Origin of the sequence: Exiguobacterium sp. SH4S7, assembly GCF_004336795.1 — a bacterium.
Lineage (GTDB): Bacteria > Bacillota > Bacilli > Exiguobacteriales > Exiguobacteriaceae > Exiguobacterium > Exiguobacterium aurantiacum_A.
On the sequence record NZ_SJUT01000001.1, the window covers coordinates 310,959 to 337,445 of the forward strand.

The 26,487-nt window shown below is 51.4% G+C and carries 20 protein-coding genes; 13 read left to right on the top strand and 7 right to left on the bottom strand.

What is annotated here, in order from left to right; genetic code table 11:
• Nucleotides 1–527: 527 nt before the first annotated feature.
• Nucleotides 528–1,982, top strand: coding sequence for an AAA family ATPase (locus EVJ29_RS01555; RefSeq protein WP_131504649.1), 1,455 nt, complete (start codon nucleotides 528–530; stop codon nucleotides 1,980–1,982).
• Nucleotides 1,983–1,988: 6 nt separating this feature from the next.
• Nucleotides 1,989–2,852, top strand: a complete 864-nt coding sequence (locus EVJ29_RS01560; protein ID WP_131504650.1) for an HNH endonuclease — start codon at nucleotides 1,989–1,991, stop codon at nucleotides 2,850–2,852.
• 209 nt (nucleotides 2,853–3,061) lie between these two features.
• Here the strand turns inward: EVJ29_RS01560 and EVJ29_RS01565 are convergent, their stop codons facing one another.
• Nucleotides 3,062–3,253: a hypothetical protein gene (locus tag EVJ29_RS01565; RefSeq protein WP_131443139.1), complete on the bottom strand. Its 192-nt coding sequence runs from the start codon at nucleotides 3,251–3,253 to the stop codon at nucleotides 3,062–3,064.
• Nucleotides 3,254–3,393: 140 nt separating this feature from the next.
• On the opposite strand from EVJ29_RS01565, the gene EVJ29_RS01570 reads away from it, so the two are divergent.
• Together EVJ29_RS01570 and EVJ29_RS01575 are read left to right on the top strand one after the other, a co-directional pair.
• Complete coding sequence (locus tag EVJ29_RS01570) at nucleotides 3,394–4,806, top strand: NAD-dependent epimerase/dehydratase family protein (RefSeq protein ID WP_131504651.1); 1,413 nt, start codon at nucleotides 3,394–3,396, stop codon at nucleotides 4,804–4,806.
• Between the two features lie 152 nt (nucleotides 4,807–4,958).
• Nucleotides 4,959–6,503, top strand: a complete 1,545-nt coding sequence (locus EVJ29_RS01575; protein ID WP_236633353.1) for a SulP family inorganic anion transporter — start codon at nucleotides 4,959–4,961, stop codon at nucleotides 6,501–6,503.
• On the opposite strand, the gene EVJ29_RS01580 is transcribed toward EVJ29_RS01575, so the two are convergent.
• Together EVJ29_RS01580 and EVJ29_RS01585 are read right to left on the bottom strand one after the other, a co-directional pair.
• The gene (locus tag EVJ29_RS01580) at nucleotides 6,500–6,829 is read right to left on the bottom strand and encodes a YolD-like family protein (protein ID WP_131469801.1); all 330 of its coding nucleotides are present in this window, start codon (nucleotides 6,827–6,829) and stop codon (nucleotides 6,500–6,502) included. The genes EVJ29_RS01575 and EVJ29_RS01580 overlap by 4 nt on opposite strands.
• Nucleotides 6,826–8,121 carry a Y-family DNA polymerase gene (locus EVJ29_RS01585; RefSeq protein ID WP_131504653.1) on the bottom strand — a complete coding sequence of 432 codons (1,296 nt, stop codon included), beginning with the start codon at nucleotides 8,119–8,121 and terminating at the stop codon, nucleotides 6,826–6,828. The genes EVJ29_RS01580 and EVJ29_RS01585 overlap by 4 nt, the downstream gene beginning before the upstream one ends.
• A 254-nt stretch (nucleotides 8,122–8,375) precedes the next feature.
• Here EVJ29_RS01585 and secA2 point away from each other — a divergent pair, with 254 nt between their 5' ends.
• The 6 genes from secA2 to EVJ29_RS01615 all read left to right on the top strand — a co-directional run bounded on the left by secA2 (nucleotide 8,376) and on the right by EVJ29_RS01615 (nucleotide 18,175).
• A complete protein-coding gene (gene secA2, locus EVJ29_RS01590) occupies nucleotides 8,376–10,739 on the top strand; it encodes an accessory Sec system translocase SecA2 (RefSeq protein WP_131504654.1) in 2,364 nt (787 codons plus the stop codon).
• Nucleotide 10,740: 1 nt separating this feature from the next.
• The gene (locus EVJ29_RS01595) at nucleotides 10,741–11,550 is read left to right on the top strand and encodes an SLAP domain-containing protein (RefSeq protein WP_070328720.1); all 810 of its coding nucleotides are present in this window, start codon (nucleotides 10,741–10,743) and stop codon (nucleotides 11,548–11,550) included.
• A gap of 391 nt (nucleotides 11,551–11,941) precedes the next feature.
• Nucleotides 11,942–14,692 carry a bifunctional 2',3'-cyclic-nucleotide 2'-phosphodiesterase/3'-nucleotidase gene (locus EVJ29_RS01600; protein ID WP_131504655.1) on the top strand — a complete coding sequence of 917 codons (2,751 nt, stop codon included), beginning with the start codon at nucleotides 11,942–11,944 and terminating at the stop codon, nucleotides 14,690–14,692.
• A 200-nt stretch (nucleotides 14,693–14,892) separates the two neighbouring features.
• Entirely contained in the window at nucleotides 14,893–16,335 is a 1,443-nt protein-coding gene (locus tag EVJ29_RS01605) for a carbon starvation CstA family protein (protein ID WP_131504656.1), read from the top strand.
• A 93-nt stretch (nucleotides 16,336–16,428) separates the two neighbouring features.
• Nucleotides 16,429–17,100 (top strand): PAQR family membrane homeostasis protein TrhA, encoded by a 672-nt coding sequence (trhA, locus tag EVJ29_RS01610; protein ID WP_070328723.1) that lies wholly within the window; start codon nucleotides 16,429–16,431, stop codon nucleotides 17,098–17,100.
• Nucleotides 17,101–17,257: 157 nt separating this feature from the next.
• Nucleotides 17,258–18,175: a proline dehydrogenase family protein gene (locus tag EVJ29_RS01615; protein WP_131463959.1), complete on the top strand. Its 918-nt coding sequence runs from the start codon at nucleotides 17,258–17,260 to the stop codon at nucleotides 18,173–18,175.
• A 44-nt stretch (nucleotides 18,176–18,219) separates the two neighbouring features.
• On the opposite strand, the gene EVJ29_RS01620 is transcribed toward EVJ29_RS01615, so the two are convergent.
• The 4 genes from EVJ29_RS01620 to EVJ29_RS01635 form a co-directional block, all read right to left on the bottom strand.
• Nucleotides 18,220–18,495 (bottom strand): hypothetical protein, encoded by a 276-nt coding sequence (locus tag EVJ29_RS01620; protein ID WP_131504657.1) that lies wholly within the window; start codon nucleotides 18,493–18,495, stop codon nucleotides 18,220–18,222.
• A gap of 33 nt (nucleotides 18,496–18,528) precedes the next feature.
• Nucleotides 18,529–19,071 (bottom strand): YcxB family protein, encoded by a 543-nt coding sequence (locus EVJ29_RS01625; RefSeq protein ID WP_161567323.1) that lies wholly within the window; start codon nucleotides 19,069–19,071, stop codon nucleotides 18,529–18,531.
• A gap of 101 nt (nucleotides 19,072–19,172) precedes the next feature.
• Nucleotides 19,173–19,619, bottom strand: coding sequence for a hypothetical protein (locus EVJ29_RS01630; RefSeq protein ID WP_131504659.1), 447 nt, complete (start codon nucleotides 19,617–19,619; stop codon nucleotides 19,173–19,175).
• A 239-nt stretch (nucleotides 19,620–19,858) separates the two neighbouring features.
• The gene (locus EVJ29_RS01635; RefSeq protein WP_131504660.1) at nucleotides 19,859–20,761 is read right to left on the bottom strand and encodes an SDR family oxidoreductase; all 903 of its coding nucleotides are present in this window, start codon (nucleotides 20,759–20,761) and stop codon (nucleotides 19,859–19,861) included.
• A 214-nt stretch (nucleotides 20,762–20,975) separates the two neighbouring features.
• Between EVJ29_RS01635 and EVJ29_RS01640 the strand changes: the two genes are divergently transcribed.
• The 3 genes from EVJ29_RS01640 to EVJ29_RS01650 are packed head-to-tail and all read left to right on the top strand — an operon-like array spanning nucleotide 20,976 to nucleotide 26,377.
• Nucleotides 20,976–23,387 carry a 3-hydroxyacyl-CoA dehydrogenase/enoyl-CoA hydratase family protein gene (locus EVJ29_RS01640; protein ID WP_131504661.1) on the top strand — a complete coding sequence of 804 codons (2,412 nt, stop codon included), beginning with the start codon at nucleotides 20,976–20,978 and terminating at the stop codon, nucleotides 23,385–23,387.
• A gap of 19 nt (nucleotides 23,388–23,406) precedes the next feature.
• Entirely contained in the window at nucleotides 23,407–24,579 is a 1,173-nt protein-coding gene (locus EVJ29_RS01645; protein ID WP_016510281.1) for an acetyl-CoA C-acetyltransferase, read from the top strand.
• Nucleotides 24,580–24,592: 13 nt separating this feature from the next.
• Entirely contained in the window at nucleotides 24,593–26,377 is a 1,785-nt protein-coding gene (locus EVJ29_RS01650; RefSeq protein ID WP_071397928.1) for an acyl-CoA dehydrogenase family protein, read from the top strand.
• The last annotated feature ends 110 nt before the right edge of the window (nucleotides 26,378–26,487 follow it).

Consider the following 26,487-nt stretch of genomic DNA (forward strand, 5'->3'; position numbering starts at 1 on the left):
CTAAAATTCATCTTTTAGGACGTAGATTTAATTGTAAAGGGACGGTCCAGCCACCGAATTCCGTGCCTGCCCTTCTCTTTCTTGTAAAAAACTCAGAAGAGATTACATATACCTAGACATTCAGAATAAATATTTTCCATTACGTACATTTTTGAATTTTTCAACCTGAAGTTCCGCCCATTAAGCTGCTAGTTTTCAGTATCACATTTAATAGAGTTTGTATTTAGTGTAAATATTTTAACTATTAAGTTTATGTAAAAAAATACATAAAATAAAAATATTTAGTTATTAATAAAAAAACTAACAATTATCGAATTAAATCCGAACTGAAAAAAATATACTTTTGGGCATTCAACTTTAATATACTATTGTTATAAAGGCGACAAAGAATTTTGCTTTATGGAATTAATTTTAATATATTTACTTATATATGGATTTTTTCAGTTTCTACAAAATACACTTTTATATAAAATCTATGTATCAGACAAAATGATCTCTCTATGGGACATAGAAAAGAGGAAAACTAAATGAATATAGAGTTAATTAGTTTTAGAAGCAAACCCTTGAAAGAAGGATTTTATCTAATTTCTGACAACTGGGATGATTTTGGTTATAGAACTCATTATTTTTTGTACTACTTCGATGGCAAAAATAAAAATGATATTGGCGGAGTGAAAATTGCTAATAGAAGTGGGGCTAAGAGTACCTCTCTAACTGATTTATTTAAAGGGGGTAGTTCAAACTACTTTAGTTTAGGGCAATCTAAAGACTTCTATTTAAATTTAAATAAATTGGAAACTGTTAAAAAACAATACATATTAAATTATCTAAACGATATAGCGAATAATTTACAACTGTTTAATGAAGTGAAAAGTCTTGAAATAACCACTACTTCGTTATTGAGAGATATATCAGCAGTAACAGTCATGGGTCAATTTAATAGAATTATTAATAATGGTGAAGAGTTAACTGATTATGCATTTAAATTTATCCGTAATGATGACAATTTAATTTTAGATTTTCAAATTAATCCCCTAACCATGCCTCCTTCAAATATCCACGCACTAATTGGAAGTAATGGCGTAGGGAAAACTACGATTTTAAAGCAAATGATCAAGGCATTGATTGAAAAAAATAGTAACTTTAATTTTATTAATGAATTAAATGATAATCGTCCTATCTTTGCAAATTTAATATTTATATCTTTTAGCGCATTTGATTCTGGCGGTTACTATAGAGATTTAAAAAATGAAAATAATGAAAACTTTTATTCTTATATTGGTTTAAAAGAAGAGAAAAAAAATAAAGTGATTACAAAAGATATAGATAGTCTTTCAGGAGAATTTTTGAGTAGTATTAAAAATATTATTAAAGAGAAACTTATCTTTGAAAAATGGAAAGAAATAATTGATATTTTGGAAGCTGAAACTACGTTAAAACAGTTTAATCTAAAAACTATCGACGAGAAAAATGAACACGACAAAAGAGAACTTTTTCTTTCTTTAAGTTCTGGTCATAAAATTATTTTGTTAACGCTTACTAAATTAATCGAAAAAGTAAACGAAAAATCTTTAGTACTTATAGATGAACCAGAGACACATTTGCATCCTCCGTTATTAGCGGCGTTTATGAATGCAATATCAAAAATTTTAATTCAACAGAATGGTGTATGTATATTAGCTACTCACTCACCGGTTGTAATGCAAGAATTAAATAGAGAGTGTGTTTCAGTTATAAAAAGGGGACATGAAAAGATTAGCGTAAAGAGACCTAATATAGATACATATGGAGAAAATGTGGGAACACTAACTAGAGAGGTATTTAGACTAGAGGTAACTAATACAGGATTCTATAGAGTGTTAGCGGAGTGTGTTAGTAACGGTAAAAATTACGATGAGATTTTAGAAGAGTTTGAGGATTCCTTAGGTCTAGAAGCAAGAACTATTTTAAGAACACTAATTAAAGAAAGAAATGGAGAATAATATCTGATGAGAAAATTGGATAAACCTTCATTCACTCAAAAAGAAATCCTGGATTCCTGTATAAGTAACATGACTGATTTAAATTTAGTAACGTTATTAGTTTCGAAATCTTCGGAATTTGACAAGGCTTACGATTTATATAATTCTCACGCTATATCAAATGATTTACATTTAATTGCTGAAAATCATTCGATTGAAGGTATAGAACAAAATGTACTAAAAAAATTATATAAGGATAAATTGTCTAAAGATGGGCAGCCGGCAAGAATATATTATAATCATTTAATGGATCTCAGTTTAGATTCAATGTGTACGGCCTGTGGATATCGTCCAGCTGACACCTTAGATCATGTTCTTGCTCAAACTAAATTTCCGGCATTCTCGATAAATCCGCTAAATTTAGTCCCAATGTGCATAGCTTGCAACAAAAAAAAGAACTCTGATAAATCAGATGGAAAGGACTTTAATGCGATACATCCTTATTATGATGATATAGAGGATTTTTTATGGTTAAAAGCAAGGTTAGAGGAAGAGGTTCCTTTTGAAATAAATTTCGAAGTAGATGAATTAGCTAGTGAAGATAAAGAACTCATGAAAAGGATATGCAATCATTTTGATAAATTTGCTCTTAACAAAATGTATAGAATTTATGCTGGGACTGAGATTTCAGCAATAATTTATGATTTACAAGAAATATTTAACGGAGGGAACTCAACTGCACTTAAAGATGAATTGGATCGTAGTAAAAGAAAACGTAAGGGGATATACAAAAATACATGGCAATTTGCTTTTTATGAAGAACTTAGTACGAATGAATGGTTTCTAAATGAAATGTTAAAATTAGATATTACAAGTATATTAAAAGGTTAGTTTACTTCAACTTTTTTTGAAATTACATGGCTAAAATTAATATTATAATGAGGTAGATTATACATTATGTACAATTATATGATTTCAATATTGATTTGAATCCAATTAGTTAATGAAAAATTGAAATGAGTCGAACCTTAATAATCGGGTTCGACTCGTTTCAATTTCAAAACGTAACCAGGCATTAACTTAATTCGGTGATGTAATTCTCACCACAAGTTAAACAAATCCGCAACAATCGCATCACTTCCATCTTGAAACATGAACAATCCGAGTGCGATCAACAGACCACCGACGACAAGTGTGCCAATCCGCAGGAGGCCGTTCGTGTTCTTTTTGAATACGGCACGAATTACGAGCCAGCCACCGATCAACAGCATCAAGAAATACCAAAATCCCATAACCATTCCTCCTCTTCCTGTAATTGAGTCTAGTTTACATAAATTTTCCAATGCACACTGTAGGGCTCGCGACTGATTTAATCTCAGTCCAAGACGGGTACATAACCTCTATGTGCAAAATGAAGGGGAGAGTGACCACTATGCGGAAAACCATCGTCATCGCGGGGGCGAGCGGCTATATCGGCTCGAACGTGATGGAACATTTAAAAGAAGAGTACGACATTATCGCCTTGTCCCGCTCGACGAAGAACAAGGAAGACGAGGCCCATATCACGTGGCGGTCGTGCGACTTGTTCTCATATGAACAGACGCGCGAGGCGTGCGAAGGGGCGGACTACGCCATGTTCCTCGTCCACTCGATGATCCCGGACGGTGGGCTAACGCAGGCGACGTTTGAGGATATGGACGCGCTCATCGCCGACAACTTCGCCCGGGCAGTGAGCGCGAACGATATCGAGCAGATCGTCTATTTGAGCGGCATCATTCCAAAAGAGTCGAAGACGTTGTCACGGCACTTGAAGAGCCGGCTCGAGGTCGAACGCATCCTCGGCGGGCAAGGTGTCCCGGTGACGACGATCCGGGCTGGGCTCATCATCGGTCCGGAAGGGTCGTCGTTTCCGATTCTCGCGAAACTCGTCAAACGACTCCCGGTCATGATCCTCCCGAACTGGACGAAGACGGAGACGCATCCGATCGACCTGCGTGAAGCGGTCCAAGCGCTCATCTCGGTCGTCGGGGCCGAATCGTTGTACGACCATCATATCGACATCGGTGGTCCGGAAGTGATGACGTATCGGAAGATGATCGAAGATACGGCTGACGTCATGGGCAAGCGTCGCGTCATGATCGACTTCCCGTTCCCGACGATCAAGCTGTCACGGCTTTGGGTCATGGCTGTCACCGGTGAGCCGAAAGACACCGTCTATCCGCTCGTCGAGAGCATGGATCACGCCATGGTCGCCAAAGACACGGACGGCGTCAAACAAGGCGAGATCCCGTTCAAAGAAGCGGTCGAGCACGCGCTCGAGGAAGAAGAGAAACAGATGTCGGGCGGCGGCAAGAAGAAAAAAGCGCCGCAACAGTATACGGTCCGTTCGATTCAACGTTTCGGTCTGCCGGACGATAAATCAGCGGCTTGGATGGCCGACGAATATTTCGAATGGCTCGGGCGGGTCGCGTATCCGCTCATCCAGACGACGAAAGAACAGGATGATTGGGAGATTGCGCTCCTCCGTCCGTCACTCGTCGCACTCCACTTGTCGCTTGAAGATGCGGCGACGGACGACATGGCCTCATTCGAGATCGATGGGGGACTGTTCGCGAAGCTGACCGAGGACGACAAGACCGGCCGCCTTGAGTTCAGGCGACTCCCTGACTCGGACGAGGGGCTTATCGCCATCCACGAGTTCGTACCGGCCATGCCGTGGTGGTTCTATACGAAGACGCAGGCGAAAGCCCATCTCGTCGTCATGTGGCTATTCGGCCGCCACGTCCGCTTACTCGGGGAAGAGTCGGACGAGGGTGACCAAGTCGTCGAAGCACCGACCAATTAACGAAGACGTGTCCATCGCGTGATGGATACGTCTTTTTGGTTTGTCGATTATGTAAACGTTTCTTCTGTGACGTTTACAAGAAGCGGTGACAGGCGTACACTGAACTTGTTTTCGAACTAATGGAAAGAAGGAATGCAAGAATGGACAACTTCATGACAACACGAGAGGCGTGGCAAAAAGACATCTCGGCCGGGATCACCGTCGGGGTCGTCGCCGTCCCGCTCGCGATGGCGTTCGCGATCGCCTCGGGCGTCGGACCGGTGTACGGCCTTTATACGGCCATCATCGCCGGCATCCTCGTCAGCCTGTTCGGGGGCTCGACGTTCCAAATCGCCGGACCGACCGGCGCCTTCATCCCGATCGTCTCGGGCGTCATGCTGGCGCACGGCTACGAAGGGCTGCTCGTGACGACGTTTCTCGCCGGGATTTTGCTGTTTCTTATGAGCGTGCTCCGCGTCGGCCGGCTCATCCGCTTCATGCCGCGCGCCGTCACGATCGGCTTTACAGCGGGGATTGCCGTCGTCATCTTCGTCGACCAGCTCGATGAACTGCTCGGCATCACGTTCGAGAAGGCGCCGCACTTTCACGAGAACGTCCTAAAACTCGTCACGTCACTCCCCGAGGCGAGTCTCTGGCCGATCGGTATCGCGGCTATCGGCTTCTTGACGCTCTGGCTCGTCCCGAAACTGCCCGTAAAATTGCCGCTTCTGTTGATGGCGATGCTCGTGCCGACGTTTATCAGCCTCGTCATCCCAGGGGAGGTCGCGACGATCGGCAGCGCCTACGGAGGCATCCCGAGCGGACTGCCTGACTTCAACTGGCTCACGATCGACCTCGACTTGATCGCGACGCTGCTCCCATCGGCGTTCGCCATCGCCTTCCTCGGGGCGCTCGAATCGCTGTTGTCAGGTGCGGTCGCGGACGGCATGGCCGGCACGAAGATGAACCCGGACAAGGAACTGTTCGGGCAAGGGCTCGCCAACGTCGTCGTCCCGTTCTTCGGCGGCATCCCGGCGACAGGTGCGATCGCCCGGACGGCGACGAACATCCAAGCCGGAGCCGTCAGCCGTCGCTCGGGTGTCATCCACGGGTTGACGGTGCTTCTCGCCGTACTCGTCTTGGCGCCACTCGCGAGCTACGTCCCGCTCGCCGCACTCGCGCCGATCTTGATGCGCGTCGCTTGGAACATGTCGGAGCGACACCACGTCTTTGAGATGCTCAAGCATCGGTCGGCCGAATCGCTCGTGCTACTTGTCACGCTCGGGCTGACCGTCTTCGTCGACCTTGTCGTCGCCGTCGAGGTCGGGGTCATCTGTGCGCTCGCCTTGTTCGCGAAACGGATGGCTGATACGATCGACGTCCGTGAACAGACGGAACGTTACGTGACGCGCGACGGCCAAGTCGTCTTCAGCGTCGAAGGGCCGCTCTTCTTCGGGGCGATCGAGATGTTCGAGCACGTCCTGCAACATATCCATAACGAGCCCGACGTGTTCATCTTCAACTTCCATCGCTGTCCGGTCATCGATGTGACGGCGGTCGAAGAAGTCCGCCGGGTCGTCCGGGAACTGAAAGCGGCGGAGCGTCGTGTCGTTTTCGCCCACTTATCGGAACCCGTGCGGCAGACGCTCGATCACTATGGCGTCCTCGACGGGATTGCGACGTTCGAGACGACGCAAGACGCGATTGACGCGTCTTAACGGACTGACAGGATGTGGCCGAACGGGATGCGGCGCACGTCCGTGTCGAACAGTTCGACTTCGCGTTCGGCGTAATAGATGGCATGAACGTAGCCACGCATAGAGCGGGCGAGACCATCCTCGAACAACGTCAGTTCGACTTGGTCGCCTTCCCGGATGGCCCGTTCAAGTTCGGTCTGCCACAGATAAAGGAGTTGCTCGTCGATGTCGGGCAGCTCGATCTTTTGGACGTGGGCGTAATATTTTTTGAGCAGCGCCACGTGTTCGGGCATGAGAAACGGGATCCACTTCAATTCACCGCGGTCTTTGTAGCGGGTTTGGCTCATGACGGTTCACCTCCTTGTTTATGTCCGCCGATCAGGCGTTGCCGCGTGCGGAGCGGACTGTCTTTCAGTAGACTCGACGCCGGACGGATCGTGCCGCGGCCGAAGCGGACGTTCAATTGATCGACGAGGTCGAGGAAATCGAACCGGCGGGCCCGGGCCCACTCGTCCTCGAACAACGACAGCTGGACGTGTTCGCTCCGGGGCTCGAGCTTACCGAGGGCGACCGACACGTACCGCACCGCCTCCGTCTCGTCCCAAGCGTCAAGAAACAGTTGGAACAGAATCGGTAAAAACTCACGCTCGTCCGCCGTGAAGCGGGCGAGCTTTTTTTGTTTGCTGAAGCCACGCCGCTCGCTCGTCCGAGTGTAGCGGACACCGAGATGGATGCTGCCGCCGACGAGTCCCGATTGCCGCGTCCGCATCCCGACCTCGACGGCGATCGCCTGCAAGACGAGTCGGATCGAACTTTCCGTCGTATAGTCTTTCATGAGCGTGATGCCGTGGCCAATCGTCCGGGGCCGTTGGCGTTTCGCCCCGAACAGCGAACTCGCCGGCAGGATCGTCGGCGACTCGTCGATGCCCCAGGCGTGGTGCCACAGCTCGGCGCCGATGACACCGAACTTATCGTGCAACACGTCGAGCGGATAACGGGCCAGGTCGCCGATTGTGTCGATGCCGAGCCGATGGAGATGGACCGCCATCTTCGCCCCGACGCCCCACATCTTCTCGATCGGCGCCGGATGGATCAATCGTTCGACGTCGTGGAGGGCACAACTGGCGACACCGGTCTTTTTGCCATGCAAGTCGAGGACAAGTTTGGCGAGGACGTTGTTCGGTCCGATCCCAATCGTGACCGGGACGCCGGTGTAGCGGAAGACGGTCGAGCGGATGAGGCGGGCGACGTGGTCATCGTTCCCGAACAAGCGCTCCGTCCCCGTCAAGTCGACGAGCGTCTCATCGACCGAGTAGACGCGGATCGCCTCAGGCGGTGCGAACTGGTGCAGGATGTGGACGATTTGCACCGATACGTTCAAGTAGTGGCTCATCCGGGCCTCGGCGTAGAGGACGTGCCGTCGTTCATGCCAAGGCAGGCGGTCGATGTGAAAGCGCCGGGAGCCGGTCTTGATGCCGAGCCGTTTCAGCGGCGGGGTCGCGGTGAGGACGAGGGCGCCGCTGTCCTGTAAGTTCGATAAGACGACGAGCTTCGTCTTGTACGGGTTCAAGTTACGGGCCGCGCACTCGCAGCTGGCATAAAATGAGACGCTGTCGACACAGAAGATCCGCCGGCGCATGATCCCATCTCCTTTTTTACGAACAAATGTTCTGTTTTTCTTATCGTATCACGGTCTCAAACCGTCTCAAATAGAAAAATGAAAATAAACTTGTAAATATATTTTGAAATTTACCCAATTTTTATAGGAATTTCACAATTTAAAAACCATCTTTTAGGAAGTTTTCGTAAAAAAGTCTCCGAAATGAGCAAAATTTCGCTATAATAGACGGGTATGGATTTGACAATGACTGTGAACTAAATGGAGGCTATAACGTGATTCAGTTTGTAAAGCAATTGACGAATGACCAGAGCCGGCGCTTGAAAGGCTATCAGCGACGCGTCGACCGGATCAACCAATTAGAGACAACGATGCAGGCGCTCTCGGACGACGAGATGCGCACATATACCGAAACATTGAAAGCAAAAATCGCCGACGGTGCCAAAGTCGATGATGTCGCCGAAGAAGCGTTCGCCCTCGTCCGTGAGGCGGCGGTGCGTGTCTTAGGTATGCGTCACTATGACGTCCAGCTCATCGGCGGGTTCGCCCTCCTCGAAGGGAACATTTCCGAGATGCCGACCGGGGAAGGGAAAACGCTCGTCGCCGCGCTCCCGAGTTACGTCATAGCACTCGAAGGCAAAGGCGTCCACGTCATCACCGTCAACGAATATCTCGCGACGCGTGACGCGAACCAAATCGGGCAGATCCACGATTTCCTTGGTCTCTCGGTCGGGTTGAACGTTCCTGAGATGGAACAGAGCGACAAGCACGCTGCTTACCAGGCCGACATTACATACGGCGTCGGGACCGAGTTCGGGTTCGACTACTTGCGCGATCACTTGGTCGGGTCACCGGAAGAGCGCGTCCAGCGCCCGTTCCACTTCGCCATCATCGATGAAGTCGACAGCATCTTGATCGACGAGGCGAAGACGCCGCTCATCATCGCCCAAAAAGACCGCTCGCACATCCGCTTGAAGGAGTTGGCGCAACGTGTCGTCACCGAGCTCGACGAGGCGGACTACGAAGTCGACCTCGAATCGAAATCGACGGCGCTCACTGACTCCGGAATCTTGAAAATCGAAGACATGTTCGCGGTCGATAATTTGTTCAGCGCCGAGCATCAAGTACTCTATCACTACCTCGTCCAAGCGCTCCGGGCGAACGTCTTGTTCGAACTCGACGTCGACTATATCGTCAAAGAAGACAAGATCGAGCTCATCGACTTGTTCACGGGACGGATCATGGAAGGACGCAGTCTGTCGGAAGGGCTTCATCAGGCGCTCGAGGCAAAAGAAGGCGTCACGATCACCGAAGAGAACAAGACGACGGCAGAGATCACGATTCAGCATTATTTCCGGATGTATCCGCTCATCGGCGGTATGACCGGGACGGCCCAGACGTCTCGCCAAGAGTTTTTGAAGACGTACAACATGGACGTCGTCCAAGTGCCGACGAACCGGCCGCGTTTGCGCGAAGACAACCCGGACCGTATCTTCATGACGGTCGACCAAAAGTATGCGGCCGTGACCGACAAAGTTGTCGAGCTGCATGAGATGGGACGCCCGGTGTTGATCGGTACGACGTCGATCGCCCAGTCCGAGGCCATCAGTAAGCACTTGTCGAAACAGCGGATTCAGCATGAGGTGTTGAACGCGAAGACGGTCACGCAAGAAGCGGACATCATCGCCGACGCCGGACGCTTCGGCAAAGTGACGATCGCGACGAACATGGCCGGTCGCGGGACCGATATCATGCTTGACGCGAAATCGAAAGAAGTGGGCGGCTTGTTCGTCATCGGGACGGAACGCCATGAGTCGCAACGTGTCGACAACCAGCTCCGCGGTCGTTCGGGACGTCAAGGCGATCCCGGCGCGACGCAGTTCTTCGTCTCGCTCGAAGATGAGATCGTCAAACGTTACGCGATCCAAAAACTGGAGCGGATCGAGAAGAAACTGAAGCCGGACGAACGTGGCGAAGTGTCCGCAAAAGACGCGGCTGATGTCATCGAGTACGCCCAGACGACGATCGAAGGACTCGGCGTCTCGATTCGGGACTACTTGTTCAAGCTCGACGACGTCTTGAACGAACAACGGAAAATCATCTACACGATCCGCGATCAGGCGGTCAACGCCGACGCTGCGGCGATCACGAACAACGTGCTCGGCATGATGCATCTCGCTTTAGCGAACAGTATCGACATGCACGTCTCGGACGAGCTCGTCCCAGAAGAGTGGCCGCTCGACGAGTTGAAGACAGACCTCGTCTACTTGACGACACGCGAGCCGGTCTGGTCAGATGAGATCGCCGACTCGTTGGAATTGAAGGCAGAGCTTGCGCCGTGGATCGACGACATCGTCAAAACGGCCGAGGCCCGTCTTCAAGCCGAGGAAGTCGTGACGTTCGTCAAAGAATCACTGTTACGGGCGTTGGACGGAAAATGGACGGACCACCTCACAACGATGAGCGGATTAAAAGAAGGCATCGGACTCCGCAGTTATGGGCAGGAAGACCCGAGTCGTCAGTTCGGTAAAGAAGGATTTGAGATCTTCGAACAGACGTATGTCAATATTGCCCGTGAAGTGACGACGGAAGTATGTCAGCTCGACCGCTATTTCGTCACGCAATTGGAGGAGGAGTAATATGTTAGGATTTCGTAAACGTAAACAGATCGATACAGGGAAGACCGAGACAGGGCGTCAACTGACGCTCGTGATCGACAGCGACATGGGGATTCCGAAAGAAGACGAGTACATGTTCCGCTATCATGCGAAGCGGCTGCCGGCGCTCCTCGACAACCAACTGTCGATCGAGCTATTGCACGCTGAAAACTTGATGGGCGGGTTGTCGCTCGTCGCCTTGTTCCGGAACACGCTCCCGAGCTCGTTCGAAGTCAATGAATTGCCGGTTCTCCTCTTGAACAAAGACAACGTTCCGCTCGGGCGGAAAGTATTGAGCCGCGTCGACCTTCCGAGCTTCGAGCCGTGGACGAGCAAACCGGTCTATTTGGACTTTTTTGCAGATGAACTGTTCGGCGAGTTTGAAGCGGAAGAACTGACGTCGATGCGACTCGTCTTCCAAATGAATCCGATCGATCCGTTACAGATGCTTCTAGATGAGGAAGTCGAACAATTTTCGAACACGGCGTGGCAACAGCTCCGTCGCACGAACGTGTCGACACCGCCCGTCGGCGAGAATGAGTTCAATTTGATGCTCGTCTCGGTCGAAACAAGTGAGACGAACGTCACGGCGACGTTGCTTCTCCGTAACGGCTACGAGCATGAACTGAACGTCGAACAGTTACCGCTCGAACTCGTGAGCGGGGACGAGGCGATCGCGAACACGACGATTCGCTTGAGCGAGCCGGTCCAAGGCAAACACGCCTATCCGGTCTCGGTCGTCTTCGAAGACGTCACCGCGGACGGTCCATTCACGGTCCGCATCAAACAATAAGGAAAAGCCCAGGTTCTCTAAAACACGGAGATTCTGGGCTTTTGTCATGGACATCAAGATCCGGTCGGCCTATTCACCATAGACTAGTAAAAAGATTACAACATCCATCTCAGCCCACCACTTCCTCCGCAAAAGACTCGTTTCCGAAATTGCGCCAAATCTCCTGCGAGACGGTCGAAGGCGTTCACCCGATTCGGCTCGCAATGGACAGGATGGCCATCCTGAATTCAAGATTTTAGGTGTTCTGATATGATAAAACAAGCTTTCATGTTCACTTTCGTGTGCTGTATTTAATTTTATAAGTTATCTTACAAAAAAATATGGTAGCGCTTACAAACGGGTGGTATATTGAAAACGGTGATACCAATTTGATTCAAAAGGGGAAACAAACATGAAAACTGCTCTGAAATGGACAATCGCGACCGCACTCGTATTGCCTTCGACGTTACCGCTCCAAGCACCGAACGTCTTGGCGTCGGACGAAGACCTCGTCAAACTTCGATTTTTAGAGACGACCGACTTACATACGAACATTACCAACTATGACTACTTCCAAGACAAGGTCGATGAGACGATCGGGCTCACGAAGACAGCGACGCTGATCAAATCGCACCGGATACAGGCGGGGGCGGCGAACACGTTCTTGTTCGATAACGGGGATACGATTCAAGGGACACCGTTCGGAGACTACATCCGCGAATTGCATCAACAAAATCCGGGCACGTTCGAGCACCCGATGTACAAGGCGATGGCTTCGCTCGACTATGACGCGGTCACGCTCGGCAACCACGAGTTCAACTTCGGGCTTGAATTTTTATATGACGCGATGGAAGGGTCAAAAGGCAAGCTTCATTTCGTCAACTCGAACGTCAAGGATTTAGAGGGGAATCCAATCGTATCGAAGTTCAACGTTGACGGACAAGAGGTCCAAATCATCGAGCGGACGGTCACGGACACGGACGGGGAGACACATACGATCAAAGTTGGCGTGTTCGGTGTCGTCCCACCGAAGATCATGTCGTGGGACTCGGGCAACCTTCAAGGCCGTGTGACGGTGGATGATATCATCCCGTCGGCGCGTGAAGCGGTCAGCAAGTTGAAAGACCGAGGGGCGGACGTCGTCGTCGCGCTCGCGCACTCAGGTATCGGGGAGAGTGCGGCGCTCGCCGACGCCCAACTCGATAGCGAAGAGAACGTCGGCTACGCGCTCACGAAAATCGACGGGCTCGACATGGTCATGACGGGGCATCAACACGGTCGCTTCCCGGATGCGAAAGGCATGTTCGCCTCGTTCCCGAACGTGGACAATGAAAAAGGGCTCATCAACGGCAAACCGGTCGTCATGGCGAACAACCAAGGGAAAGACCTCGGCGTCATCGACTTCGAGCTCGAGAAAGTCGACGGCAAGTGGCAAATTCTCGACGCGTCGGCAAAACTCGACACGGTCACGGCTAGCACGCCGGTCGATGCCGAAACACACGCACTGATCGACACGGAGCACCGGGCGACGATCGACTACATCAATCGTTCCGTCGGTGAGGTTCAAGACGACATTCAAAGCTACTTCGCGCTCGTCCGCGACGACGCTTCGGTCCAGTTCGTGACGAACGCACAACAATGGTACGTCGAGAAAGAGCTCGAGACGAATCCAGACCTCGCCCCGTACAAAGGGCTGCCACTCCTGTCAGCGGGCGCCCCGTTCAAAGCAGGTGGCCGTGAATTGACAGATGCCGGATACTACACGAACATCCCGAAAGGCCAAATCGCCTTGAAGAACGTGGCCGACTTGTACGTTTATCCGAACACGCTCGAAGTCGTCAAAGTGACAGGAGCGGACGTGATGGACTGGCTCGAGATGTCGGCTGGGGTGTATAACGAGATCGATGCGGATGGGGACGAACTATTGAACCTTCAATTCCGCAGCTACAACTTTGATATTTTGGACGGCTTGACGTATGAAATCGACGTGACGGGACCGGCGAAGTATGACGGCAGCGGGAAACTGCTCGACGCGTCAGCGAACCGGGTCAAAAACGTCGAGTATGACGGAAAAGCGATTACGATGGACCAAGAGTTCTTGGTCGCGACGAACAACTACCGGGCCGGGTCGAGCTCGTTCCCAGGCCTTGGCGGCGGAAAGAATATCGTCTACCGCTCGGCATATGAGACACGTAACGTCATCTCGGACTATATTATCGCGAGTAAAGGTGCCGTTGACTATAAAGCCGACGACAACTGGAAGATCGTCGCGGACGCGAAGCGGACCGTGAAGTTTGAGACGGCAGACGCCGGCAAGCAGTACGTCGACTTGTATGAAGGGATTGAAGCGACAGACGCGACACGTGCCGATGCGGCAAACCGCCTCTTCCGGACGTATACGGCCGAACTTGAAGTAGCGGCCGTCGATGTGACGCTCACAATCGATGTCATCAAGCCGGGAACGAAGCAAGTCACAGGTGTGACGGCACCAGGGGCGAAAGTGACATTAAAAGACGGGAACAAAGTGTTGGCGACGACGACAGCCCAGGCAGACGGAACGTACAAACTTGCTGTCATACCGCTCAAACTTCGTCAGTCATTGACGGTCGTCAGCGAGTTGAACGGACAAACGATGACTGAAACGAAAGTCGTCGGTGCCGGATTCGTCCGTACGCCTGCCCTATCATCGAAGTATACGTATACAAACACGAACACGTTTTACGGGAAGTCTTCACCGGGGGCGAGTGTCACTCTCAAGCAGAACGGCAAAACAATCGGGACCGTGACAGCAGATGACTCAGGCTCATTCAAGTTCACGAGCCGTTCAGGTTTCACAGCCGGTAAATATGAAGTGACGAGTAAAGAGATCTCTGGGAAAGTGATGAAGCAGACAGCGTTCACCCTCAAAAAACTAGTCGTTGAGACACCGAATGTATTACGTGGGGCGAAAGCGAACACGAAAGCGCTTGGTGGACGTACGACGAGTGGCGCGACGGTCGTCTTGAAAGACGCGAAAGGCAAGAAAATCGCCCAAACGAAAGCGAACTGGGCCGGTTGGTATACGTTCACATCGAAAAAAGGATTGGCGAAAGGGAACTATACCGTCATCGCGAGTGACTATAATGGATCAGGTGCGAAACAAGCGAAAATCGTACTTAAATAATGGAGCGGAGACGGCGTGTACAGCGCCGTCTTTTCTCGTGTTAAAGAAGTGTCGAAAAAGTGAACAAAACCCCTTACGAAACGTTGGGAATTGCTGTATAATCAATCACGAAAGCGTTTACATTATATGCGTAAAACATCAGGATTCATTTTTCGGGGCCGATGGGGATCGGCTACACAGTTTAAAAGGGGACAGTACACATGATTACATTCTTTATCGCCTTAGCTATTTTAATTGTCGGGTACATCGTCTACGGCCGTTACGTCGAGAAGACGTTCGGCATCAAGGAAGAGCGGACGACGCCCGCCTATGCGTCGCAGGATGGCATCGACTACGTGCCGATGGGGAAAAAACGGAACTCGATGATCCAACTGTTGAACATCGCCGGCGTCGGTCCGATCTTCGGGCCGATCATGGGGGCGCTCTACGGTCCGGTCGCCTTCCTGTGGATCGTCTTCGGATCAATTTTCGCAGGTGCCGTGCACGACTACTTGACGGGGATGATCTCGCTCCGTAACAACGGTGCACACTTGCCGCAGCTCGCCGAGAAGTTCCTCGGCCGCTCGCTCCGCCATATCGTCAACGGGTTCGCCCTGTTACTGCTGCTCCTTGTCGGGACGGTGTTCGTCACGTCACCGAGTAACATGATTAACAACTTGTTCGACGGCAACGCGTCGACGCTCGTGTTCGTCGTCTTTGCGATTTTCGCTTATTACATCTTGGCGACGCTCCTCCCGGTCGACAAGATCATCGGCCGCATCTATCCGTTCTTCGGGGCGCTCCTCATGATCAGCGCCATCGGGATCGGGGTCAGCTTGTTCGTCCAAGGCTATCAAATCCCAGAGATGACATTGACGAACATGCACCCGGACGGCTTGCCAATCTGGCCGCTCTTGTTCTTCACGATCTCGTGCGGCGCACTCTCAGGCTTCCACGCGACGCAGTCGCCGATCATCTCGCGGACGACGATGAAAGAAAGTAATGGCCGCAGCATCTTCTACGGCATGATGATCGTCGAGGCCGTCATCGCGATGATTTGGGCCGGAGCGGCCATGGCCATCTTTGAGCCTGGTGAGTTGCTCGGCATGATTCAAGCGGGGACACCGGCGCTCGTCGTCCAAGAAGTGGCGACGCTCATGCTCGGCAGCATCGGCGGCACGCTCGCCATCCTCGGCGTCATCGTCTTGCCGATCACGTCAGGCGATACGGCGTTCCGGAGTGCCCGGATGATCATTGCCGACTACTTGAAAGTCGCGCAGAAGAACTTCTCGTCACGCCTTTGGATCGCACTCCCGTTGTTCGCGATCTCGTACGTGCTCACAAACATGGACTTCCAAATGCTTTGGCAGTACTTCAACTGGGCCAACCAGACGACAGCGGTCATCGCGTTGTTCGTCGGTGCAATGTACTTGTACATCAAAGGACGCAACCACTGGATCGCACTCGTCCCGGGGACGTTCATGCTGTATGCGGTGTGGTTCTACATCCTCACAGCGCCGATCGGCTTCAAGATGGATGGGGTCATTCCCTACGTCATCGCGACGATCGGTACAGTGACGCTACTCGTCTTATTCCACATGCGCGCACGGGCGATGCGGGCACAAAATATGGAATGTGACGTTCCGGTGAAGGAAGTCGCATAATCAAGGACACGGGTTTTACAGACCCGTGTTTTTATTTGCAACAAAATTGGGGAATATCCATAATAGAGGCAAGGAAAGAAAGGTGGGACCCGAATGGATCAAGAGAAACTAAAAGACATGCTCCATGCCGATACGCTCGGCGAAGAAATCGCGAGCGCCGTCACGCACGGACTAGGGGTCATCTTCAGCATCGTCGCTCTCGTCCTGCTCGTCACGACCGCGACTGAGACCGGGAGCACAGGCAACGTCATCGCGGTGAGCGTGTTCGGGGTATCGATGATCTTGTTGTACTTGTTCTCGACGCTCATGCATGCGATCCCGCATCCACGGGCGAAGCGGGTGCTCCAAGTGTTCGACCACGCTGGGATTTACTTATTGATTGCCGGGAGCTACACGCCGTTCGCACTCGTGTCGCTTCAGGGAACGCTCGGATGGGTGTTATTCGGCATCGTTTGGGGCGTCGCCATCTTAGGCATCGTCTGGAAAATGTATTCGACCGGGAAGTACATGTGGGTATCGAACGTGACGTACCTTGGGCTCGGGTGGATTTGTATCATCGTGATTCGTCCGCTCTACGAGTCGCTCGGCCATCAAGGGTTCATGTTGCTGCTCGCCGGTGGGCTCGCTTATTCGGTCGGGATCGTGTTTTACGTCTGGCAGAAACTGCCGTTCAATCATGCGATTTGGCACTTGTTCGTGCTCGCCGGGAGCGTGTTCGTCTTCCTCAGTATTTTGCTCTACGTCGCACCGAATACAGGCCTGTGAACCAGACGTCCGTGAGGGCGTCTGCTTTTTTATAAACTTAGCCAATGAAGTGTTGGAAACGGTTACAAAACTAAAGACGAATTGACGTTTGTATGTCATAATAATTTCAGACATCGTCATAGAGATAGATGAGTGTAAACGCAAGGGGGAAAATCTGATGGAAAAAGTGTTACGTGATGGCTTTATTTACATGTCTCAAAACAAAGCACTCAACAGTTTGGCTAAAAAGTACGGGCTTCGGTTCGGGGCTTCACGATTTGTGGCGGGAGAAGATTTCAAGACGTCGGTGCCGACGATTCGCGAACTGAACGCGAAAGGGCTATCGGTCACGGTCGACCATCTAGGGGAATTCATTAACACGGTCGAAGAAGCGAACCAAAACCGTGACGAGATCATCCGTGCCATCGAAATCATGGCCGAAGAGAAACTCGACGCCTATATGTCGCTCAAGCTGACGTCACTCGGATTCGATATTTCGGATAAGTTGATCGAGGACAATATGCGCCAGATCTTGACGACGGCTAAGTCGGTCGGCGTGTTCGTCGCCATCGATATGGAAGACGAGTCGCGCTGCGAGAAGACACTCGACTTGTTCAAGAAGTTGAAAGCGGACTTTGACGGACTCGGGACGGTCATCCAATCGTACTTGTATCGTTCGGAAGATGACATTAATCATCTCGCGCTGATCAAGCCGAACCTCCGTATCGTCAAAGGGGCTTACAAAGAGCCGGCGACGGTCGCTTTCCCGGAGAAAGAAGACGTCGACCACAACTACCTGAAGCTCGTCAAACTCCATCTTGCGAACGGGAATTACGCCTCTATCGCGACCCATGACGACCACATGATCGATGCCATCATCGAGCATGTGAAATTGAACAACATCCCACTCGACCAGTTCGAGTTCCAAATGCTGTATGGCATCCGGGTCGAGCGTCAACTCGAGCTCGTCCGCCAAGGCTATAAAGTCCGTGTCTATGTGCCGTACGGCCGCGACTGGTACGGTTACTTCATGCGCCGTCTCGCGGAACGTCCGGCGAACGTGGCGTTCGTGTTAAAAGGTATGGTGAAGAAATAAACGAAACACGCGCTCAGCGGAGCGCGTGTTTTTGTATGATTGGCTTACGTTCCACGTTCGGCCTTGTCTTGTAAGAGTCGTTCAATAACTAGAACATACACTAGAGCAACAAGAACGCCTACTGTACCTGGCAGCACAGCAACCAAGGGGTCAGCGAGAGCTGCTTTTGGGAGTAGATAAGTCAACAATGATTTCACTCCAAAGAGTATCGCAAGGGACGAAAGCAAGATGAACGTGATTGTTTTCTTATGTATGTTTCCAAAGAACGGCCGTCCCGTTTCCTGTTCCTTTTCTTTCGTTATGCCTAACCAAGATAGCATGTACAGCACCTCCTAAAGTAATAGACCACTCTATTAAATCGATTTTTTAGTCAAAAGATGTTTTCCTAATAAGCGGTCAATTTCGCTTTGCTCGACTTCAGTGACTCCATCTTTCGATTTCGGAATAATCAACGCTTCATCGTCTTCAAAATATAGAAAACGATGCGTCTCGTTCTCGTTCACTTTGAGAATGGACGTCCAAGGGACTTGAGTCGTTCGATTGATTTTGCCATGAACGACATGCATCTCGACGTGACTGTCAGAAAGTTGGAGCGTGATGTCTGTTGGCCAGGCACTGTCTTTATTAACTAGACGAAATTGCCGAAGGGCGAATGGTGCATATAAATCCTTAAGGAGGGGTCTGAGCAACAGCGCGAACAAAATCCCTACACCGATTACAGTGAGTAAAAATAAAGCGATCGACTCGGGGCGAGGTAGAATAAAAGTTGTAGCTAAATATCCGAGCAGGAATGCGGGGGCACTCATAAAAATCAACCATATTTTGCGGCTCTTCTTATGTTGATTTGAATGGTGAATCATGTCCTGTTGAAATGATAGAACATCTTCAAGCGTCATTTTATACGTGGTGACCATTTGAGCTACTCCTTTCTGATTAAGTCATATACGTGTACGTCCAGAAACATTGGACCATGTCTGTCTTTAGGTGACATAGGTAATTAGAGTGTGATATTTAAGTTTTTTTGTAATAAGTGATTGATTTTATTTTGCTCAGTCTCGCTCAGCATTTGGTTTTGCTTCGGTACAACAATCGTTTCTCTTGCCTCAACGTACAGGTAATGATTTGTCTCGTCCCCACTCACTCGTTCAATCGCGTCCCATGCGACTTGAAGGCGTTTATTGACGTTGTTGTGGAGTGAATTGCGCTCAATCCCGTTTTCTTTGATGTACAACGTGATGTCACGTGGCCATTTCGTCTCTTGTTTCAGTAGATAGCGGAATTGCCAAAGTGTGATGTTTACATACGCTTTTTTTAAGAAGGGGAATAATAGAAGCGCTAGGAACAAACTTGAACCGATGGCGAGTCCGAGGAACAGGGGGACAGAAATCGTTTGAGGTAACAAAAAAATTGCGAGCAAGAATCCCCATAATACTGTAAGCAACATCAATACAATCGTGACGTGTCTAGCTCTTCTTTTATGGTAATCGGAATTTTCGATGAAGTTTTTTTGTAAGGCGAAAAAATCATCTTTTGTCAATTGAAAATGAATCATCAAGGGTTGGCTCCTTTCTTCCGTATAATCGTCTAAATGACTGGACTAATTCCTGCAAATAACGTTAACATACGCTGGGTTAATTTCCCATAAAAAAAGCCCAGTGACTGAACACTGGGCCTGTTCCAACATTATCCGTTTACGACCGTACCGCCGTTGACGTGCATGACTTGTCCGCTGACGTACGTCGAGTCGTCGCTCGCGAGATAAACATACGCTGGGGCAAGTTCTGCCGGTTGCCCCGCTCGTTTCATTTCAGCTGAATCGCCGAACGTAGCGACTTTCTCAGCCGAGAACGTAGCTGGGATGAGCGGTGTCCAAATCGGGCCTGGGGCGACGCCGTTGACGCGGATTTTCTTCTCGGCCAAGTTTTTGGCGAGCGAACGCGTGAACGATGTGATCGCACCTTTCGTCGACGCATAGTCGATCAATTGGTCGTTACCTTCATACGCCGTGATCGACGTCGTGTTGATGATGCTCGCGCCTTCGTTCAAGTACGGGAGCGCCGCTTTCGTCAAATAGAACATGCTGAAGATGTTCGTCCGGAACGTCCGCTCGAGCTGGTCGTCCGAGATGTCGAGGAGCGACTCTTGCGGATGTTGCTCGGCGGCGTTGTTGACGAGCACGTCCAAGTGGCCGAACGTCTCGAGCGTCTGTTTGACGACGTCTTGGCAGAACGCCGAATCACCGAGGTCACCTTGCAGCAACAGGCACGCTTGACCGAGTTCTTCGATCCGTTCTTTCGTCGCCTCGGCGTCCTCGAGCTCGTTTTGGTCTTTGTAGACGATGACCGAGTTTGCGCCTTCATGGGCGAAGAAGATGGCGACCGATTTCCCGATCCCCGAGTCACCACCCGTGATGATGGCGACTTTGTCTTTCAATTTGTCGCTTCCTTTGTATCCTTCACGCTCATAGATCGGGAACGGCTCCATCTTTGAATCGATTCCCGGTTGATGGGCTTGCGCTTGTCCGTCCTTCTTGAACGATTCAAAATCTTTGCGGCTTCCGACTGTATTTAAACGATTGTCACTCATATTGTTTAGTCCCCTTTCAAAAATTGACTCAATGTGTCTATACCACACACATCAAAAAATAATCGTAAATCAGAAAAATGGAATGAATTTGAAAAATGAACGCTTGCGAATGAATTGTCATTCATTTATGATAGAAGAGTAAACACGATGGTGATTGCGATTTTTTTTACGCGTGAAATGAATCACTATTCATTCTCATTTAGGGGGGAACAATATGACGAGTCACATCGAACAATCAGCCGACCTCCGTTTGACGAGCAATATCCGTTTTGCGGTCGTCATCGGTTCAGGAGTAATGGGGGCGGGGATTGCGGCCCATTTGGCGAACGCGGGGGTTCGTTCGCTCATGCTCGACATCGTACCACGTGAATTGACGGCGCAAGAAGAAGGGAAAGGGCTCACGCTCGAGTCACCGGAAGTGCGGAATCGCATCGCGTCCGAGAACCGTCACAAGTTGTTGAAACAAAATCCGGCGCCACTCGCGACGGCGGAACACTTGAACTTCATCGAGGTCGGGAACTTAGAAGATGACCTCGAGCGATTGAAAGAAGCCGACTGGGTCATCGAAGTCATCGTCGAACGGCTCGACGTGAAACAGCAACTATTCGACAAAATCGCACCGTTCATCCGTGAAGACGCGATTCTCAGCTCGAACACGTCTGGGATCTCGATCGAAGCGATGGCGAGCGTCTTGCCGGAAGGATTGAAGTCACGCTTCCTCGGAACGCACTTCTTCAACCCGCCGCGCTACTTGAAGCTGCTCGAACTCATCCCGACGGGGAAAACGGCGCGCCCGGTCATCGATTTCATGGCCCGCTTTGCTGAGGACCGTCTCGGTAAAGGCGTCGTCGAGGCGAAAGACACGCCAAACTTCATCGGTAACCGCATCGGCACGTACGGCCTGCTCGTCACGTTCGAGGAGATGTTGAAACAAAACGCGACGATCGGCGAGATGGACTCGATCACAGGCCCGCTCATCGGCCGTCCGAAATCAGCGACATTCCGTACGCTCGACGTCGTCGGTATCGACACGTTCGTCCACGTCGCCGGGAACGTCTATGAGGCGCTCGAAGCGGGCGAGGAGAAAGATACGTTCGATGTCCCTGCTGAAATGAAGACGCTCGTCGAAAAAGGTTGGATCGGACAAAAGTCTGGTCAAGGGTTCTATAAGAAAGACGGGAAAGTCATCCAGGAACTCAACTTGAGCACGTTTGAGTACGAACAATTGAAAGCGATTACAGGACCTGAGCTCGACCAAATCAAGTCGCTCCCAGGCTCGAAAGCGAAACTGAAAGGCGCAATCTTGAACAAGGGACGCATCGGACAGTTGCTCTGGCCGGTGACCGCGAAGACGCTCGTCTACTCGGCACGACTCACAGGTGAGATCAGTGACTCGATTGTCGCCATCGATGACGCGATGAAGTGGGGCTTCGGTTGGAAGTTCGGACCGTTCGAGACATGGGACGCACTCGGTGTCGAAAAATCGGTCGCACGCATGAAAGCGGAAGGATATGCCGTCCCGGCGTGGATCGATGAGATGCTCGCTGCCGGACACACTTCCTTCTATAAAGGGGACCAGTATTACGATCAAGCGTCTGGGACGTACGTCGAGAAGACCGTCAACCCGAAAGAATTGAAACTTGCACCGCTCGCCAAGTCGAACGGGATCATCCTCGAGAACGGCGGGGCTCGCCTCATCGACATCGGTGACGACGTCGTCGCCCTCGAGTTCACGTCACCGAACAACGCGATCGGGGTCGACATCATGCAGATGATCGAGCAATCGATCGACCTCGTCGAGCAAGACTTCAAAGGACTCGTCCTCGCCAACGATGGTAAAAACTTCTGCGTCGGCGCCAACCTCGCGATGATGCTCATGGAAGCGGAAGACGAGAACTGGTATGAGCTCGACTGGATCATCAACAAGTTCCAACAAGTCGTTCAAAAAATCCGTTACGCAGGTCGCCCGGTCGTCGTCGCACCTTACGGCATGACACTCGGAGGCGGCACGGAGATCAGTTTGCCGGCAGCACGCATGCAAACGGCGCTCGAGACATACATGGGACTCGTCGAAGTCGGTGTCGGTCTCATCCCTGGCGGCGGCGGCAACGTCAACACGTACCGTCGTCTACTTGAACAGACGCCGAAATCGATGCAAAACATCGAGAAGGCGGCACAGCAGACGTTCGAGAACATCGCGATGGCGAAAGTATCGAAGTCGGCGTATGACGCGAAAGCGCTCGGCTATCATCGTCCGATCGACGGCATCTCGATGAACCGTGACCACTTGACGTTCGACGCGAAACAAACCGTCCTTGGACTTACGGACGGATACGTCGCGCCGATGCGCGAGAAGTTGCCGGTCGTCGGTCGAACCGGGAAAGCGACGCTCGAACTCGCAGCGTACGAGATGTTCTACGGTGGTTATATTTCAGAGCACGACTTGAAGATCGCCAAAAAACTTGCCCATGTCATCAGCGGCGGCGATTTGGCATACGGCACGATGGTCGACGAGCAATACTTCCTCGACATCGAGCGTGAGGCGTTCCTAAGCCTCATCGGAGAACCGAAATCGCAGCAACGGATGCAACATATGCTCGTCAAAGGCAAACCACTTCGGAACTGACAAAAGGGGGACTTAACAGATGAGAGAAGCAGTCATCGTGGCCGGTGCACGAACACCGGTCGGAAAAGCAAAACGCGGGTCGTTCCGAAACGTTCGTTCGGACGAGCTCGCAGGTCACGCCATCAAAGCGACGCTCGAGCGGTCGGGATACACGGGACCGATTGACGACGTCATCATGGGATGCGCCATGCCGGAAGCGGAGCAAGGGATGAACATCGCCCGCTATGCGGCCGTACGCGGTGGACTATCACACGAAGTGCCCGCCGTCACGATCAACCGTTACTGCTCGTCAGGCCTTCAAGCGATCGCGGACGCGGCAGCGAAGATCATGATCGGTCAAGCGACGGCAATCATCGCCGGCGGAATGGAATCGATGAGTCTCGTCCCGATGGGTGGACACGTCATCCGTCCGAACCCGACGATCATGGAGACGGCGCCTGAGTATTACATGAGCATGGGACACACGGCTGAGCGCGTAGCGGCCGAGTACAACATCTCACGAGTTGACCAGGACCTGTTCGCCATCGACAGCCATCAAAAAGCGGCTGCTGCGATCGCGGGCGGCAAGTTCGAAGAAGAGATCGTGCCGGTGACGGTCATCGAGCACGTCCTCGGTGAAGACGGGAAAGTCGCGGAACGTGAATTTGTCGTCAAGCACGACGAAGGCGTCCGGGCCAACTCGACGGTCGAAGCACTCGGCAAATTGCGTCCAGCTTTCAAAATCAAAGGGTCGGTCACAGCCGGTAACGCGTCACAAGTATCAGACGGCGCTGCAGCCGTACTTGTCATGGAGCGGGAAGAGGCGGAACGCCAAGGCTTGAAGCCGATGGCGAAGTTCCTCTCGTTCGCAGTCGGCGGGGTCCGCCCGGAAGTGATGGGGATCGGACCAGTCGTCGCCATCCCGAAAGCGTTAGAGATGGCTGGCGTGAAGCTTGAAGAAGTCGGATTGTTCGAGTTGAACGAGGCGTTCGCGAGCCAATCACTCGGCGTCATCCGTGAACTCGGCATCGACCCGTCCAAAGTGAACGTCAACGGCGGCGCGATCGCCCTCGGCCATCCACTCGGTTGTACGGGCGCGAAACTAGCGGTATCGATTCTGCATGAAATGAAACGACGCAATGAAAAATATGGGGTTGTCACGATGTGCATCGGTGGCGGAATGGGCGCTGCTGGCGTCTTCGAATTACTATAAGGGGGAAATGACTATGGAACGTACAGAACACGAATTGATTAAAGGCGGTAGCTTTGTCATTGACGCACTCGACGCGGATCGTCTCTTCACACCGGAAGACTTTTCAGACGAGCATAAGATGATCGGGGACACGACGTCGAGTTTCGTCGACGACCGTGTCATGCCGGTACTTGGACGCATCGAAAAACATGAGTTCGATCTCTCGGTCGAACTGTTGAAAGAAGCGGGCGAACTCGGTCTGCTCGGTGCCGATGTACCTGAAGAGTACGGCGGTTATCAGCTCGACAAGATCTCGTCATCGATCATCACGGAACGGTTCGCCAAAGCCCGTTCGTTTGCCCTCAGTTACGGCGCTCACGTCGGGATCGGGACGCTTCCGATCGTCTTCTTTGGGACAGAAGAGCAAAAGCATAAGTACTTGCCGAAGCTCGCAACGGGCGAATGGATCGCAGCGTACGCGCTCACAGAGCCAGGCTCAGGGTCGGACGCGCTCGGCGCGAAGTCGACGGCTGTCTTGAACGAGGCCGGGACGCACTACGTCTTGAACGGTGAGAAACAATGGATCACGAACGCAGGCTTCGCTAACGTGTTCGTCGTCTACGCGAAAATTGACGGCGACAAGTTCAGCGCCTTCATCGTCGAACGCGACTACAACGGCGTCTCGACAGGTGCCGAAGAACAGAAGATGGGGATTAAGGGCTCGTCGACGCGGACGCTCATTTTACAAGACGTCGAAGTCCCGGTCGATAACCTGTTAGGTGAAGTCGGTAAAGGGCACGTCATCGCCTTCAACATCTTGAACGTCGGTCGTTACAAACTCGCGGTCGGAGCGGTCGGTTCATCAAAACGTGCATTCGATCTCTCGGTCCAATACGCGAACGAGCGCAAGCAGTTCAAGACGCCGATCAGCCAGTTCCCGCTCATCCAAGAAAAATTAGCGACGATGGCGGCGAACATTTACGCGATGGAGAGCTCGGTCTACCGCACAGGCGGCTTGTTCCAAGACAGCCTCGATGCGCTTGGTGACGAGAACATGCGCGACGGCTCGAAAGTCGCCCAATCGATCGCGGAGTATGCGATCGAATGCTCGCTCAACAAAGTGTTTGCGTCTGAGACGTTCGACTACGTCGTCGACGAAGCCGTTCAAATTCACGGCGGCTACGGCTTCATGACCGAGTACGAGGTCGAAAACTTGTACCGTGACTCACGGATCAACCGGATCTTCGAAGGAACGAACGAGATCAACCGCTTGATCGTCCCGAGCACGCTCCTCAAGAAAGCGATGAAAGGCGACTTGCCGCTCCTCGCCGAAGCACAGAAGCTCCAAAAAGAGCTCATGAGCTACATGCCGCAAGAGCTCGACGGTTCACCGCTCGCGCGCGAGAAGATGCTTCTATCGAACATGAAGAAGATCAACTTGATGATCGCCGGGACAGCCGTCCAGAAATATCAGCAGAACCTCCAAAACGAGCAAGAAATCCTCGCCAAGATCGCCGACATCATCAGCGCCATCTATGCGCTCGAAGCGGCGATTGCGCGGACGGATAAAGCGATTGCGCGGACTGGTATCGATAAGAACCAACAAAAAGTACGTTACACGGAAATCTTCGCCGAGCAAGTGTTCAAGCAAGTCGAGCTCATGGCGAAAGAAGTGTTGTACGCGGCAGCGTCAGGCGACGAGCAACGGATGTTGCTCTCGGCGATGAAGAAGTTCAGCCGCTATCAGCCAATCAACGTCATCGGTACGAAGCGCGAAGTCGCAGCGAGTCTCATCAAAGCGAACAAGTTCATCGTTTGACACTCCCACGGCTAAAGCCGCAAGCTCACCCCTTCGGTATGAGTGGGATTCTGAAGTGCTTGTGCGAACGCAGTCCATTTCTGTTTTGTTCAAGCCTTCAGATGAGGCTG